This is a genomic window from Fictibacillus tiangongensis, from assembly GCF_048083785.1.
Lineage (GTDB): Bacteria > Bacillota > Bacilli > Bacillales > Fictibacillaceae > Fictibacillus.
Genome location: NZ_CP182294.1, coordinates 907,012 through 920,862, shown reverse-complemented (window position 1 = coordinate 920,862; position 13,851 = coordinate 907,012). Strand labels below are relative to the sequence as shown.

Annotated in this window: 13 protein-coding genes and 1 riboswitch; all 13 genes read right to left on the bottom strand. The window is 41.0% G+C overall.

The genetic code is table 11. The annotated features are described in order from the left end of the window. Nucleotides 1-286 precede the first annotated feature (286 nt). Nucleotides 287-1,558 carry a homoserine dehydrogenase gene (locus ACNJYY_RS05070; protein ID WP_416730807.1) on the bottom strand — a complete coding sequence of 424 codons (1,272 nt, stop codon included), beginning with the start codon at nt 1,556-1,558 and terminating at the stop codon, nt 287-289. Then, nucleotides 1,545-2,642, bottom strand: a complete 1,098-nt coding sequence (gene metX / locus ACNJYY_RS05065) for a homoserine O-acetyltransferase MetX (protein ID WP_416730806.1) — start codon at nt 2,640-2,642, stop codon at nt 1,545-1,547. The genes ACNJYY_RS05070 and metX overlap by 14 nt, the downstream gene beginning before the upstream one ends. Continuing rightward, entirely contained in the window at nt 2,620-4,311 is a 1,692-nt protein-coding gene (acsA, locus tag ACNJYY_RS05060; protein WP_416730805.1) for an acetate--CoA ligase, read from the bottom strand. Before acsA ends, metX begins: the two co-directional genes overlap by 23 nt. Continuing rightward, nucleotides 4,308-5,039, bottom strand: coding sequence for an ABC transporter ATP-binding protein (locus ACNJYY_RS05055; RefSeq protein ID WP_416730804.1), 732 nt, complete (start codon nt 5,037-5,039; stop codon nt 4,308-4,310). The genes acsA and ACNJYY_RS05055 overlap by 4 nt, the downstream gene beginning before the upstream one ends. Before the next feature lie 15 nt (nt 5,040-5,054). Then, nucleotides 5,055-5,900 (bottom strand): ABC transporter permease, encoded by an 846-nt coding sequence (locus ACNJYY_RS05050; protein WP_416730803.1) that lies wholly within the window; start codon nt 5,898-5,900, stop codon nt 5,055-5,057. 22 nt (nt 5,901-5,922) lie between these two features. Beyond that, nucleotides 5,923-6,912, bottom strand: coding sequence for an aliphatic sulfonate ABC transporter substrate-binding protein (locus ACNJYY_RS05045; RefSeq protein ID WP_416730802.1), 990 nt, complete (start codon nt 6,910-6,912; stop codon nt 5,923-5,925). A 152-nt stretch (nt 6,913-7,064) separates the two neighbouring features. Further along, nucleotides 7,065-8,855, bottom strand: coding sequence for a PLP-dependent aspartate aminotransferase family protein (locus ACNJYY_RS05040; protein ID WP_416730801.1), 1,791 nt, complete (start codon nt 8,853-8,855; stop codon nt 7,065-7,067). Between the two features lie 186 nt (nt 8,856-9,041). Next, a riboswitch (SAM riboswitch) is annotated at nt 9,042-9,158 on the bottom strand. 176 nt (nt 9,159-9,334) lie between these two features. After that, on the bottom strand, nt 9,335-10,444 hold the full coding sequence (locus ACNJYY_RS05035) for a hypothetical protein (protein ID WP_416730800.1): 1,110 nt from the start codon (nt 10,442-10,444) through the stop codon (nt 9,335-9,337). 262 nt (nt 10,445-10,706) lie between these two features. Continuing rightward, nucleotides 10,707-11,354: a nitroreductase family protein gene (locus ACNJYY_RS05030; RefSeq protein ID WP_416730799.1), complete on the bottom strand. Its 648-nt coding sequence runs from the start codon at nt 11,352-11,354 to the stop codon at nt 10,707-10,709. 89 nt (nt 11,355-11,443) lie between these two features. Continuing rightward, complete coding sequence (locus ACNJYY_RS05025; RefSeq protein WP_416730798.1) at nt 11,444-11,668, bottom strand: hypothetical protein; 225 nt, start codon at nt 11,666-11,668, stop codon at nt 11,444-11,446. An 85-nt stretch (nt 11,669-11,753) separates the two neighbouring features. Next, on the bottom strand, nt 11,754-12,275 hold the full coding sequence (locus ACNJYY_RS05020) for a hypothetical protein (RefSeq protein ID WP_416730797.1): 522 nt from the start codon (nt 12,273-12,275) through the stop codon (nt 11,754-11,756). 106 nt (nt 12,276-12,381) lie between these two features. Continuing rightward, entirely contained in the window at nt 12,382-12,813 is a 432-nt protein-coding gene (locus tag ACNJYY_RS05015) for a general stress protein (protein ID WP_416730796.1), read from the bottom strand. Nucleotides 12,814-12,877: 64 nt separating this feature from the next. Continuing rightward, a complete protein-coding gene (gene corA / locus ACNJYY_RS05010) occupies nt 12,878-13,831 on the bottom strand; it encodes a magnesium/cobalt transporter CorA (protein ID WP_416730795.1) in 954 nt (317 codons plus the stop codon). Between the last annotated feature and the right edge of the window lie 20 nt (nt 13,832-13,851).

Here is a 13,851-nt window from a genome sequence, read left to right as displayed (position 1 = left end):
TTAAAGTGCAGGTCTTTGTATGTATGAATACAAGAGAACTTTCGCCCTATTGTACAAATGATTTATTTTTTTGCTCGTTCGCGGAGATTTATGCTCGATTGCAGAGTTTTATGCTCGCTCACACGGATTTATGATCGTTCATTGAGATTTACGCTCGCTCATAGATTTTTATGATCGTTCATTGAGATTTACGCGTTCACAGATTTTTATGCAAACTAAAAAACATCGCAGGAGCCACTCTGCAATGTTCTTGTATCACACTTGATGAAGCATACCTTTTTTCTTCTTATAAATTGGTTACTCTCTTCAGCGGAAAATCCTTTTGTTCTTGCTTAACCGCTTTTTTCTTCTCCTTTCCTGCTACTTCATAAACAACAAGATCTGGGTTTTCTTTTAATAAAGTTACAGTACTCTTTTGACACTCAATCAGAAGAAAAACAAGCTCTTCTTTTATTTCTTGTTTTAAAATTTGTACGTCATCCGTTCCATGAAAGCTCACAGATGAACCTATGACAACATACTCTCCAACTGATGTAAAGTTTGTGTCTTCACTCCTATCAGCTGCATGCTGCTCTGCTTTTTTCTTTCTTACTACAGAACGAGGCTGCAGTACATAAGTCAAGTCTTCCACCATGGCGCTTGCTGTTGGAAGTTTTCCTGCCCCTGCTCCTTGAACCGTAACTTTACCTGCGAGGCTCGTATCGACCATGATCGCATTTTGGACGTCTTCCACCCCATATAATGGATGATTTGCATCAACTAAAACAGGTTTTACAGATGAAGTGAATTGGTCGCGGTCACGGCGGATCCGCGCCAAATGCTTCACTTTATATCCCCAGTCTTTAAATATAGAGATCTGCTCTTCCGTTACTTCTGTTATCCCTTTTCGTTCTACGTCCTCCCATTTCGGCGTCTCACCGAACGACAACTCGCTAAGAATCATTAACTTATAAAAAGCATCATAACCTTCTATATCACTTGCCGGGTCAGCTTCTGCATAACCTAGTTTCTGTGCAGACTTTAACACTTCATGAAACGGAAGACCTTTTTCCCTCATATTCGTTAAAATGTAGTTGGATGTTCCGTTTAATATCGCTTCGACTGAGTAGATCTCGTTGACTTGAAGAAGCTGAGAGATACTTCGAATGATCGGTGTTCCGCCAGCTGTTGTCGCTTCATAACCAACATAACGATCGAGAGTTTCTGCCTTATCAAGCAATGTTCTTCCATGTCTTGCAAACATGACTTTATTTGCAGTGATTACATGACACCCTTTATCAAGAGCACGGCTTAAGTAAGTAAAGCCTGGCTCTTCACCTACGATCGCTTCAAATACGACCTCTAGTCCATCGATATTAAGAATCTCATCAAAGTCAGTAGTTATTAGAACATGCTCATCCACTTCACGCTTCTTGGATCCATCCTTCACCAATATCCCTTCGATCACAACCTCTCTACCAAGCACGGCTTGAAGTTGTTCTTTATGCGTTTTAAGTGCTTCATATACACCTTGGCCAACTGTTCCAAACCCTAGCAGCGCTGCTTTAATAGGTGCCATATTGCAGCCTCCCTTCTTGTCTCAATGCTTCTCTTACATGTGGTCCCCATTTCTCAAATTCTACTAAAAATCCATCATGACCAAAGTCTGTTTCTATAGAATAGTAGGTACCAAATCTAGTATGTTTTACGAAATTCTCAATCACTTCTGGTGGATATAGAAGATCGCCTTCATAACCAAAAGCATATACTTCAGCTTGTATTTGTGACGCAGCCCTCTCCCAGCCACCGAGTTTATCCCCGATATCAAAAGCGTTCATCGCGTATAGAAGAGATACATAGCTTTCCACATCAAATCTTTTAGTCAACTTTTCCCCTTGATACGTAAGATAGGAATCTACTTGAAAGAACGGCTTGCCTTCATCGTCTTTTTCTTTGATCTCTCTATTGAATCTCTCATTAAATAGTTTTGGTTGACGATACGTTAATAGCCCCGCCATACGTGCGATCTCCAAACCTGCTAATCTCTGCTCGCCTCTATAGTTACCACTCTTATACACAGGATCATTTTCGATCGCATGAAGGGCAAGTCTATTAAAAGCCACACCATAATCACTTAAGAAAGGAGTTGCCGCAAAGATAAATACTTTTTCTAAAAAGTATGGAAACTGCACAGCCCATTCAAGTGCCTGCATACCGCCGAGTGATCCTCCCATGACCGCAAGAAGTCTCGGAATCCCTAGAATGCTAAGGGCTTGCCGCTGTGCGCGAACCATATCTCTTACCGTTACAAAAGGAAATGACTTTCCATAGTTTTCTCCGGTTTCAGGATTCCTACTTGCTGGACCCGTTGAACCACTGCACCCTCCGAGCACATTAAACGTAATAACTTGAAACTGGTTTGTGTCTATATATTGATCATGGCCAACTAATCCACGCCACCAACCTGGGTCTTCGTCGGATCCGTAAGCATATTGATTTCCAGTTAAAGCGTGGCAGAGTAAAACGACTGGACCTTTTGCGTTGCCTGTTTTCTCAAAAGCCAATTCAGCATTAGGAATCACTTTTCCTGACTCTAGAGCAAAGTCACCGATTTTAACCTTCCCTATCTTTCTTGACGCATCAAGCAAGTTTTTGTAACTCACGGGCTTTCAGCTCTCTTCGCAATATTTTTCCGCTGATCTTTGTTTTTGGGAGTTCTTCTACGATCTCAATCTCACGAGGTGCAGCATGTGCAGCTAATTCTCCTCTAACAAAGATTCGGATTTCATCCAAAAGCTCTTTACTCTCGCTATATCCATCTTTTAAAACAATAAAGGCTTTAACGATCTCCCCTCGTATGGGATCTGGCTTGCCGATTACTCCTGCTTCGGCAACTGCTTTGTGCTCGATCAGTTTGCTTTCAACCTCAAAAGGTCCGATTCGTTCTCCTGAAGAATTAATCATGTCATCTGAACGTCCTTGGAAAAAGATATAATCATCTTCGTCTTTTATAGCAAGATCACCTGATACATACCATTCGCTCCAGCTAAAATATGAATCATATTTTTCAGGATTCTGCCAAACTTCTTTCATGATCGCCGGCCATGGAGCCTTGATCGCTAAATGACCTACAGCATAAGGAGGCAGTTCATTCCCCTCTTCATCCAACACGGTTGCGGTTATGCCAGGAAATGCTTTTCCCATCGATCCAGGCTTGATCGGCTCTGTTGGAAGGTTCACAATAAGCTGCGCACCAGTTTCCGTCATCCACCACGTATCATGAATTCTTTTTCCGAGCACGTTCTGACCCCAATAGATGACTTCTGGATTCAATGGCTCGCCTACACTTAATATGTGGCGAAGCTTAGAGAGATCATAGTGTCCTGGAAGGTCATTCCCTTTTGCCATCAACATACGAAAAGCTGTTGGCGCGCTATACCATACGGTCACACCTGTTTTTTGCAGAGTTTCGTACCAAGTTTCAGCTTTAAATCGCCCGCCGTGCACGACAATGGTAGCTCCGTTTAATAATGGAGCAAAAACGCCATACACCGTTCCTGTCACCCATCCAGGATGAGCCGTGCACCAATACACATCATCTTCTTGAATATCCAATACCCATCTGCCTGTAAGATATTGCTGAACTAACGCTCGATGAGCATGGATGATCCCTTTAGGTTTTCCAGTAGAACCAGAAGTGTAGTGGATGTTCAGACCATGTTCAGGGTCTACCCATTCAATCTGACTCTCCGTGTTTCCCAAACTCTTCAACTCTTTTTGAAGTGAGATCTCACCTTTTCCTCCTTCACCATCTGTCAGAAAGACCGTGTGAAGACTTGGGAGATCGTCTCTTGGTACACGCTGATACAACTCTTTATCTGTAATTAAGAACTTTCCTTCACAGTCACTGATTCGGTCTCTTACTGCATCCGACATGAATGCTTCAAATAACGGACCCACTATAGCTCCCAGCTTAATGGCCGCTAACATCGCGATATGACAATGATGGTGTTTTGGCAAGAAAACAAAAATAAAGTCTCCGCTCTTTACACCATGCTTTTTAAAAACCGACGCCCACTGATCTGTCGTTTCCTTTAGTTCTCTATAATTCATTTTTATTTCTTGTGAATCGTCTATATAATGAAGAGCTGTTTTTTCACCTCTTCCTTCTTCCACATGTCGATCTACACATTCATAGGCCATATTCGTCTTACCATCACTTCGTCTATTGAATCTTTCGATAAACGTTTCCCAAGAAAATGCTGTATTCCTTTGATCCTCTGAAATATTATGTGTTCCTTCGACTGGATGAATGGTGGCTAGTTTTGTCATTGATGTTCACCTGCTGCTTTCTTTTCAACGTTTAATAGATGTAAGATGTGAGCTTTTTGTTTAGAGAGGTAACCGTCTCCACGGGTTCTCGGTCGTTGTTTTTCTATTGAAACTTCACTATACACTTCACCTGGCTGACCTTTTAAAATAAAGATTCGGTCACATAAATAAAGAGCTTCATCAATATCATGAGTAACTAAAATCATCGTCGTTTTCTTTTTTTGCCATATGGATAATAGAAGATCTTGAAGCTGCATTTTGGTGAAAGCATCTAAAGCACTGAACGGTTCGTCTAGTAATAGAATGTCCGGTTCCGTAATAAGCGCTCTTGCGATTGCTGTACGCTGTGCCATCCCACCTGATAAATCTTTCGGGTAATGGTTTTCGAAACCCGTTAATCCCACTAAATCTAGATACGTTTTGTATTTTTCCGTGTTTCTCTCCTCTTTTTCCAGCCCGAATGAAATGTTCTTTTTTACAGACAACCACGGCAGAAGGCGAGGTTCCTGAAACATCATACCGATCTGATTATTCGATCCGTTTTCTATTGAAATCGTACCTTCATACTGTTGATCGAGCCCTGATAACACACGAAGCAATGTACTTTTCCCACAGCCGCTCGTGCCTAGAATCCCAATGATCTCCCCTTTCTTTACAGAAAGATTGATATCTTTAAACCCGGCCGTATCATGATTAAAGGTACGTTTCAAACGATTTACATTCAGCATTTGTTTCCCCTCCTTCTATCCTTGATTGGTCATACTGTCTTGCCATTTTAGTGAACGATGTTCCACCCATTTCAATACGGCATCCGTTATCTTTCCTAAGACTGCAAACAGCAAGATGCTTGCAATTACCGTATCCGGTGAGTATGTGTTCTGACCTACCACGAGCAGATAGCCTAGTCCTTCACTTGCTCCCATAAGTTCTGCCGCTACTACGAACATCCACCCAAGCCCTAACCCGCTGCGCATACCTGTAATAAATGAAGGCAATGCAGCTGGCAATATAATGCGTTTTGTTAGCTGGTAAGGTGTGAGTTGATATATTCTTCCGACCTCAATAAGCTTACGATCCACACCTTGGATTCCTGCCACAATATTTAAATAGACAGGAAAGAATACACCTACTGCGATTAACGAAATCTTGGAAGGTTCTCCAATTCCCATCCAAAGAATAAAGAGCGGTACCCATGCGAGAGAAGGGATAGATCGAATGGCTTGAAATAATGGGTCTAATAGTCTTTCTGCTGTTTTTGCATAACCTACGATTGCACCGACTACAACCGCCGCTCCCGTTCCAATCGCAAATCCTAAGAATACCCGAGTCAGGGTAATCGAGATATGACCGAACAGTGAACCATCTTGATACATACTGATTATTTTTTCTAAAATAATGGTTGGCGCAGGCAATAGGTGTGCGGCGAGAAGTCCTGTTCTCGCTGCGATTTCCCACGCTATTAATAAAATGATAGGCAAGATAGAGCCTATAAGGATCCCTCTTCCTAATTGGAATAAGCCTTTAGAAGTAGAGAGCTTTTGAGGGGAAGCTCTCTGGGCTACTTTCCACTTATGTGTTTCAGAAATCATCGACACTTCCTCCTCTCTCTCGTTATTGGTTGATCACTTTTTCAGCGAACTTCGGGTTGATCAATTTCTTTACCAGATCTTCGATGTTAGTATCTTTTTTGACAATCTCTTCTTTTTGGAGTACTTCGCCTGCAGCCGATATAGCTTTTTCATGCTGTGATCCTGGAACAGGTTCCTCGAAGTTGTTTCGTTGCAGTTGTTTTTTTGCGACATCTTCTTTAATCCCCGCTTCTTCTGATAAAAGTTTTGCTGCTTCCTCTGGATGTTCAATCGTCCATTTTCTAGCTTTTTCGTAAAGTTCAACCACTTGTTCTACTTGCTTTTGATGGTTTTTCGCAAATTCAGAGCGTACGTTTAACGTGCCATACGTATTAAAATCTGGATTGCGATAAATGTACTTCGCTCCGGATTCAACTTCTGTTCTAGCCATATGTGGATCTAATCCAGCCCAAGCATCCACTTGCCCTTTCAGTAATGCGTTCGCACCATCGGCATGTTGCAGATTTACGATCTGTACGTCTTTTGCAGAAAGGCCTGCATCTGCAAGTGATCGAAGTAAAAAGATGTGCGGGTCCGTACCAAACGTTGCCGCTACTTTTTTGCCTTTCAGATCCTTTACATCTTTAATCGTCGATCCATCTGCTGCAACAAGTGCTGTCCATTCTGGTTGAGAATAGATATAAACGGACTCGATCGGAGCACCTTTGTCTTTTGCGATTAAAGCTGCCGCACCAGCTGTTGATCCAAAATCAACGCTATCTGAATTCAAAAACTCGAGCGCTTTGTTACTTCCTTGACTTTGAACCCATTCCACTTCGATGCCTTCTTTTTTGAACGCCTCTTCCGCCCAGCCAAACTTTTTAAGTGCTAGACTTGTAGGAGAATAAAAGGCATAATCTAGTCGGATCTTCTCTGGTTTTTCTCCCTCTTTCGCACCGCTGGAACAGCCTGCTAACACTAAAGCGCCAGCTAAGCCTAATGCCAGTGCTGCTTTCTGCCAAATCTTCAACATGTATTTCCCTCCACGTATATCTCTTTTTGTATGGCTATTTTAGTGAGTTATTCTTAAAAGACGTTGACTCTCGCTCCAGGATGCACGCTTTCCGGGAGGCTTCGGTAAGCTCCCAGCGCTCTGTGATAAAGACTAATCAGCAATTTCTATTTTTAAAGTTCACACGCATACGTTGAAATGGTTCCTCTTAATCGTTGTGCTTCTTTATACGTACATCTGTTATGGACAACGTCAATTCCGGCTTCTTTCGCAATTCTTGCGGCTTCTGGCGAGATGACGCCTTCTTGCAGCCAGAACACTTTTGGCTGTGTGATCGCCGCTTCTTTTGCGAGCTCGATCGCCGCTTCTGGACTTCTGAACACTTGAACCACATCGATCGGAAACGGGATGGATTTTAAATCTGGATATGCTTTTTCATCTAGCACTTCCGTTTCTCTTGGATTAACTGGGACGATCTTATAGCCAAGGCGCTGCATTTTTCTGGCTAATCGATGGCTTGGTCTTGCAGGGTTAGAACTGAGTCCTACGATTGCCAGCGTCTTCGGACGTTGAATTTCTTGACCGTTCTCGACTGCTCGATACACTGATGATTGCAATGCCCAACGAATGACACCTTCATCGTTAATCGTGATCTCTGTTTTATCCGATCCTATTCCTGTTGCTGTTTGTATCGCACGATCAAGATCATTCGTAAGATCTTTTACGGATTCAAGTCCGATCGATAACCTAATCAGTTCTTCTGTTACGCCTGTTGCTACTAATTCTTCTCCACTCAGCTGCTGATGAGTAGTAGAAGCAGGGTGGATGATCAATGATTTTGCATCCCCAACATTTGCAACGTGTGACCATAATGAAATGTTGTTGATGACCTTACGTCCTGCATCACGCCCACCCTTGATTCCAAAGTTTACGATGGATCCAAAACCATTGCTTAAATATTTTTTAGCAAGCTCATGACTTCTGTGCGAAGAAAGACCCGGATAGGATACCCAATCTACTGCTGGATGTTTTTCCAGGTACTCTGCTACTTCTTGTGCGTTCTTCGCATGTTTTTCCACTCTTAGATGCAGTGTTTCTAAACCTTGTAAAAGGAGGAATGCATTGTGAGGACTTAAACATGCCCCGAAATCTCTTAACAGCTGTACGCGTAATTTTGTCGCGAAAGCTAATGTTCCAAAATCATTTGCGTATCTTAATCCGTTATAACTGTTATCTGGCTCAGTGAATCCTGGATATTTCTCTGAGTTCCAATTAAAGCGTCCTCCGTCCACCACAACACCGCCGATGGCTGTACCATGCCCGCCTATCCATTTTGTTGCTGAGTGAATGACGATATCTGCTCCAAAGCTTATTGGTTTTGTTACATATGGTGTTGCAAACGTATTATCAATAATTAGAGGGACACCGTTCTCATGTGCAATATCTGCAACTGCCTCAATATCTAAAACATTAAGACTCGGGTTACCGATCGTTTCAGCAAAAAATGCTTTCGTGTTAGGAGTAATCGCTTTTCTAAAGTTCTCAGGGTCTTCTGCATCAACAAACTTTACGTTTATTCCATATTTTGGAAGAGTAGTAGAAAACAGGTTATAAGTTCCTCCGTATAGATTCGTAGCTACAATAATTTCATCGCCTGCATGTGCAACGTTTAAGATAGCCAGCGCGATTGCTGACATACCGGAAGAAGTAGCGACAGCTGCAACACCATCTTCTAGAAGTGCAACTCTTTTCTCAAAAACATCAACAGTTGGATTTCCAATCCGGCTGTAGATATTTCCTGGCTCGTCGAGTGCGAAAAGGCTTTGCGCATGATCTGTATCAGAAAAAACATAGGAAGTAGTCTGATAGACAGGTACTGCTCGTGATCCTGTCGTTGGGTCAGGCGCTTGGCCACCGTGTAATAGCAATGTTTCAATATCGTATCCATCAAAAGATTTTGTCATTGTATTCGCTCCTTCTTATTATTCAAATAAAACCTATAGGAAAACTAGGGATAAAGATTAATGCTCTTCCCTTTTGCTATATTCAATTTTAAAAATGAAGTAAGTGACTAAGTGATGTTTGTGCTTGAAGTATGATAAGGGGGAAAAAAGAAAAACCCCCTTCCTAAGAAGAGGGTTTTGGTCCTCCTCTTATCTTTCAGATCAAAAAAAGATCTGTAGGAATTGGCACCTTTCCAAACCAAATGTGGTTTGTTGGTTGCCGGGCTTCATCGGGCCTAGTCCCTCCGCCTCTCTGGATAAGAGATATTCAAATTATGTTTAACACATTAACGTGCTGATGTTTATTTTGTTCTTGAATAGGATTATAGAGTATGATGTTTTAGAAAGTCAACCGTTTTTTGAAAAATCATAAAAGTTATACAAAAGAATGAGTGTTCAACTGTCAGCTTTGAATTAAGATTATGCCCATGCTATGCCGGTTATGCTAACTTTGTTCCACTTTTTTCATCAAACCATTGAAACTCTTCGATTTTTTTTACGAGTACCGTTATTCGATTGCCAATTGCCTCTTTCTCTCCAAATCGGATTTTCTGTTCAGACGTTAATTCATCATTCTGAAGCAGCTGCCAATGCGTTACAGTTAGATCCGTAAGCTGGATAAACTCCTCTTGTTTAACTCGACGCTTTACTGCTAGATCTCCATTGGAATAACCTTCTAAAAATCCGTCTGCCATTCTTTTCAATTGATCTTCATACCGATCAAATTCGTGCCGTGCATAACGCGGTGCATTAAAAAATGTTGGGAACAAGGTACGGTAATTATTAAGAAAATTCCCCGCCAGTGAATCACCACTATATAGGATCGGTAAAGGATCGATCAAACAGACAGTACCATCTGAATAAAGCAATACGTTCTCTGGAGATGTATCTTGGTTCGTAAGTACAATCGTAAGATTCTCGATCTCTCTATCTTCCATACAGTTTTGAAGGTCAATCAGAGCTGATGGAGACACAGAACCATCATATGCATGAATAAATTTTTGAAAATCATCTATGTATTCCTTGTTTTCTTCTTTCATAGATTCAGAAACATCTGACTGAAATTTCCCTTCAATATGTTTTCCGTTCCATGAAAGATAGCCGAACCCCTTTAAGCCATGATGTGCAGCATTCATCTTGCGAAAGAACTCACCAAGTTCTGCTCCGATATGAAACGCTTCTACAGCCGTTAGTTGATCAAGCTTGATCGCCTTTCCCGCATAAGATTCAACGGTAAATGTTCTGTCTTTTTCTACATGATAGTTGAAAAAAGCAGGGCAGATTCCTGGTTTAACTTGGTTAGCTAACTCATAGTATGCTCTAGTCCCTGCATATTCTGAGTGAATAGTTTCTTCATCAAATTCAACGTTCTTCCCGTAAGCCTCTCCTTTCGGAAAACGAACGACCACAGCATCTCCAGAACGCAGCTGAACAAGATAAGCAAGATGCCACGCTCCTTCACCTAAATATTGAACCTGAGTCGGATCTTTAAGTTCTTCTAATCCACTTTTTTGCAGTGCATAATCAATCAAGTCAAATGTCTCTTTCATAAGAAGTTCCTCTTTCTAAAATTGAAAATACGTTTCATGAAACATGTATTCGGTATATGTCGAAAAAAATCCTTTTTTCTTACGTTTTCTTGTAGGTCTGAAGTCTTATGGAGGGATAAGAAAGGGTGTACATGAGGAACGTAAAGCGGTGTAGCCGTGTATTTTCAAATGGCGCTCGTATTTTTCGTATGGCGCTCGTCCAGCATGCTTGTCAGCCCCGCTGGACGAGCTTTTCAAGGAACTTACAAAGTCCCAATCACCATCAATCTACATATGTGACGATTTCTTCTACGGCTTTTCTAGCGAGTTTTTTCGGTTGATCTTGTGGATGCCCCAGTGAAATTACCATGTTGATCTGCTTCTTAGAAGGAATTTCTAAAAAGTCGCGAATCGCATCTTGTGCAAGCAATACTGGACCAGTCATCGGACAAGTGCCAAGTCCACGCGCATGGGCTGCAAGCATCAAGTTTTGGATCGCTAAGCAGCTGCTCTTGATTCCTTCCTCTTCCCAAACGGATTCTTCCGCAAGTTCGATCGGATCAAAGATTTTTTCACGAAACTTAGACTCGTAAGGAGTGGCTAAACAGATGATCAATACGGGTGCTCCAGAGAATGCTGTCGCATACGGACCGAAAGAGCGCGTCAGCAATTTTGCTTCCTTCGTTTTGCCGTTCTCTTCAGCCCTTGCTGCCAATTTATAAATAGCATCCCACGTCATCTCTTCAATTTTCTTTACTTTATCTTTATTTCGAATCACGATAAATTCCCACGTTTGTGAATTCGTGTCACTCGGGGCGTAACGTGCGCAATCCATGATTTCATAAATGTCTTCTTCAGCAACCGCTTGATCCGTAAACTTTCGGACACTTCTTCTGCCGTGAACGATTTCTTTAAAATCTTCGTATTTCATGATTGTCTCCTCTAGCACATGTATTGGATTTTCTATATGTATTATACAAAAGATTGGAACTCTCTACAAAATACGCAAAAAAACAGTGCTTATTTTGCACTGTTCTCTGTTGTTTCTATATCTTTTTTTGTTTTTATTCTTAATCCTATTAGGATGAGTGAAGCTCCCAATAATACACTAACGATATGGATCGGATCCATATTAAGTGACTCCCTTTGAACATTTAATTTCTCTACATACATTCCAAGCAGATAAGTACTGATCAGAACGATTATCCCAGCAGTAATGAGTCCAGCCTTAACATATGGCTTCATGGAAAAACCACCTTTTCCTTTTACATATAACTTATTCTTAGGAAAAGATAGAATACCTTTATTCTTTAAAAACAAATTCAGCTAACTAATTGGTTTTTGCAAGATTCATCCGCTCTTCAACGAAAGAACGCACTTCCTCTTCAGCTTTTTTCTTGATTACGAATTCTACATATCGTTCACCTGTATGAAACCGAACTAAACCCCAACTCGGATATCCTGGGTTCTCTGCTTGAAGTCCGGTGATCCAGTCCACTGAATCGATCTGGTGCCAATCATAAAACTTAGTAGCCGATACAACGCCTCTCTTACCGATCGCACCTCGCCATATTTGTGTAAAATAAAGAAGTGTGAGAAACACCAATAAACAGATCATTAAAACATTGACTGGCATTGAAAGTTTCAACAAACCAAAACCTTGTGTGATAATGACCACGATCATAATCTCGTGTGTCCAAAAATTCTTTTGTGTATATTCTCCACTATAAGAAAGTCCATAGACAGGAACTGCTCTTTTTTTGTCTTTCACATTTTTCAAAAGGTAATAAACGGCTGCCATGATTCCTAATACGATTAAGATTCCAAAAAACACATTTAAGAAAAGTTCCATGTTTAAACACCCCGCGTATCTTATATACATTAATACGAATAAACAATGGAAAAAGTTTCAAAAAAGTAAAAAGACACCTTTTAAGAGGTGCCTTTAAAGTCTATCTTTATTTTCGTTCAACCATCACTAAGATCTTGCCATCTTGTAAATCCTGCATGTATCTTTCTGCATCACTTTCCGAAACGTCCATGTTTTGAAGAATTTCTTTCATATCCGCTTCATCGTGATCAAACATTGCAGCAAAAGGTCCAGCTGCCAAAAGTGGACCGACCCCTGGTACTCCAAGACCAGGAACGGCAATCCCTCCGCCGATACCTGTTAGAAAACCTGCAATCGTGCCATATGTTGCACTATCAGCATCATCTTCTGTAATCTTTCTTTCGTTTACATGGGTCTCGTCTGCCACATGATCAACCATCTCATCATCTCTCGCAACGATCGAAATATCAGATGGATGATATCCTTTTTCGACCAATGCTTTGATTGCGCCAACCGCTTCTTCTTCTTTCGTATATGTACCGATAATATCTTTTTTCATTTGGTTTCCCTCCAAACGGTTCTTTACAAGTAGGTTCCCCTGTTAAGCATTTTTTAAACGGTACTCAATCTTGTTCAAACCAACCTTTTTTCATAAACCAAATGGACATGACTGCTCCTAAGAAGACCATAAAACCAAGTACATAGAAGTAACCATTCTTTGTTTGAAGCTCTGGCATGTTTACAAAGTTCATCCCATAAAGGCCCGCAATAAAGGTTAACGGCATGAAAATCGTTGTAATTACGGTTAATGTTTTCATGATATTGTTCATACGGTAAGAGTTAAGAGAGATGTAATTATCACGAATATCCGATGTCATTTCTCTCGCTGAAGTCATCATATCGGTTAACCTTAGGAGATGATCATATATATCATGAAAATAAGACCTTTCATCCGAATCTAAACCCACACGTTTTGATTCGAGCATCCGATAGAGAAGCTCTCGCATAGGCACGACTGTTTTTCTTAATGTTAAGAGATCTCCTCTAATATCAAAGATTTGGTTAATGATTTTGGGTGCTTCATCATCTTCGTTGCTTTCGATGGAAATTACCCGTTCTTCTAATTCATGCATAATGGGAAAATACATATCTACCAGTTTATCCATCAGCTTATGAAGAAGTTCATTTTTACCGAGTTCAGGCGGAATTGTCTCGTGTCCACTTAAATACTTCCATACAAAATCAATCTCTGGAACGTTTGTTTTATGATACGTAACCACACAGTTTTTAGTTGTGAAGATATCAACCTCAGTTGCTTCAAGTGTCTTATTGTCTAGAGCGTGCACCACATAAAACAGGTGTTCTTCATAAAATTCAACCTTTGGACGTTGCAAGGCATTCACACAGTCCTCAACAGCAAGAGGATGGAAGTCAAAAAAAGTGCGCAATAAATTGGTTTCACCAGATGTCGGACAGTCAAAGTCAACCCAGAACCAATCGGGCTTCATTTCATTGATTTGCCGAAACGGTGGATTGATGATTACTTTATGATCGATGATAGCGATTGTACGGACCATGATTACACCTTCTTTCACTT

Bases quoted from the DNA above. Each gene is read 5' to 3' on its own strand.
- ACNJYY_RS05070 (WP_416730807.1), bottom strand. From the start codon at position 1,558: ATGGCACCTATTAAAGCAGCGCTGCTAGGGTTTGGAACAGTTGGCCAA.
- acsA (WP_416730805.1), bottom strand. From the start codon at position 4,311: ATGACAAAACTAGCCACCATTCATCCAGTCGAAGGAACACATAATATT.
- ACNJYY_RS05055 (WP_416730804.1), bottom strand. From the start codon at position 5,039: ATGCTGAATGTAAATCGTTTGAAACGTACCTTTAATCATGATACGGCC.
- ACNJYY_RS05050 (WP_416730803.1), bottom strand. From the start codon at position 5,900: ATGATTTCTGAAACACATAAGTGGAAAGTAGCCCAGAGAGCTTCCCCT.
- ACNJYY_RS05045 (WP_416730802.1), bottom strand. From the start codon at position 6,912: ATGTTGAAGATTTGGCAGAAAGCAGCACTGGCATTAGGCTTAGCTGGC.
- ACNJYY_RS05040 (WP_416730801.1), bottom strand. From the start codon at position 8,855: ATGACAAAATCTTTTGATGGATACGATATTGAAACATTGCTATTACAC.
- ACNJYY_RS05035 (WP_416730800.1), bottom strand. From the start codon at position 10,444: ATGAAAGAGACATTTGACTTGATTGATTATGCACTGCAAAAAAGTGGA.
- ACNJYY_RS05030 (WP_416730799.1), bottom strand. From the start codon at position 11,354: ATGAAATACGAAGATTTTAAAGAAATCGTTCACGGCAGAAGAAGTGTC.
- ACNJYY_RS05025 (WP_416730798.1), bottom strand. From the start codon at position 11,668: ATGAAGCCATATGTTAAGGCTGGACTCATTACTGCTGGGATAATCGTT.
- ACNJYY_RS05020 (WP_416730797.1), bottom strand. From the start codon at position 12,275: ATGGAACTTTTCTTAAATGTGTTTTTTGGAATCTTAATCGTATTAGGA.
- ACNJYY_RS05015 (WP_416730796.1), bottom strand. From the start codon at position 12,813: ATGAAAAAAGATATTATCGGTACATATACGAAAGAAGAAGAAGCGGTT.
- corA (WP_416730795.1), bottom strand. From the start codon at position 13,831: ATGGTCCGTACAATCGCTATCATCGATCATAAAGTAATCATCAATCCA.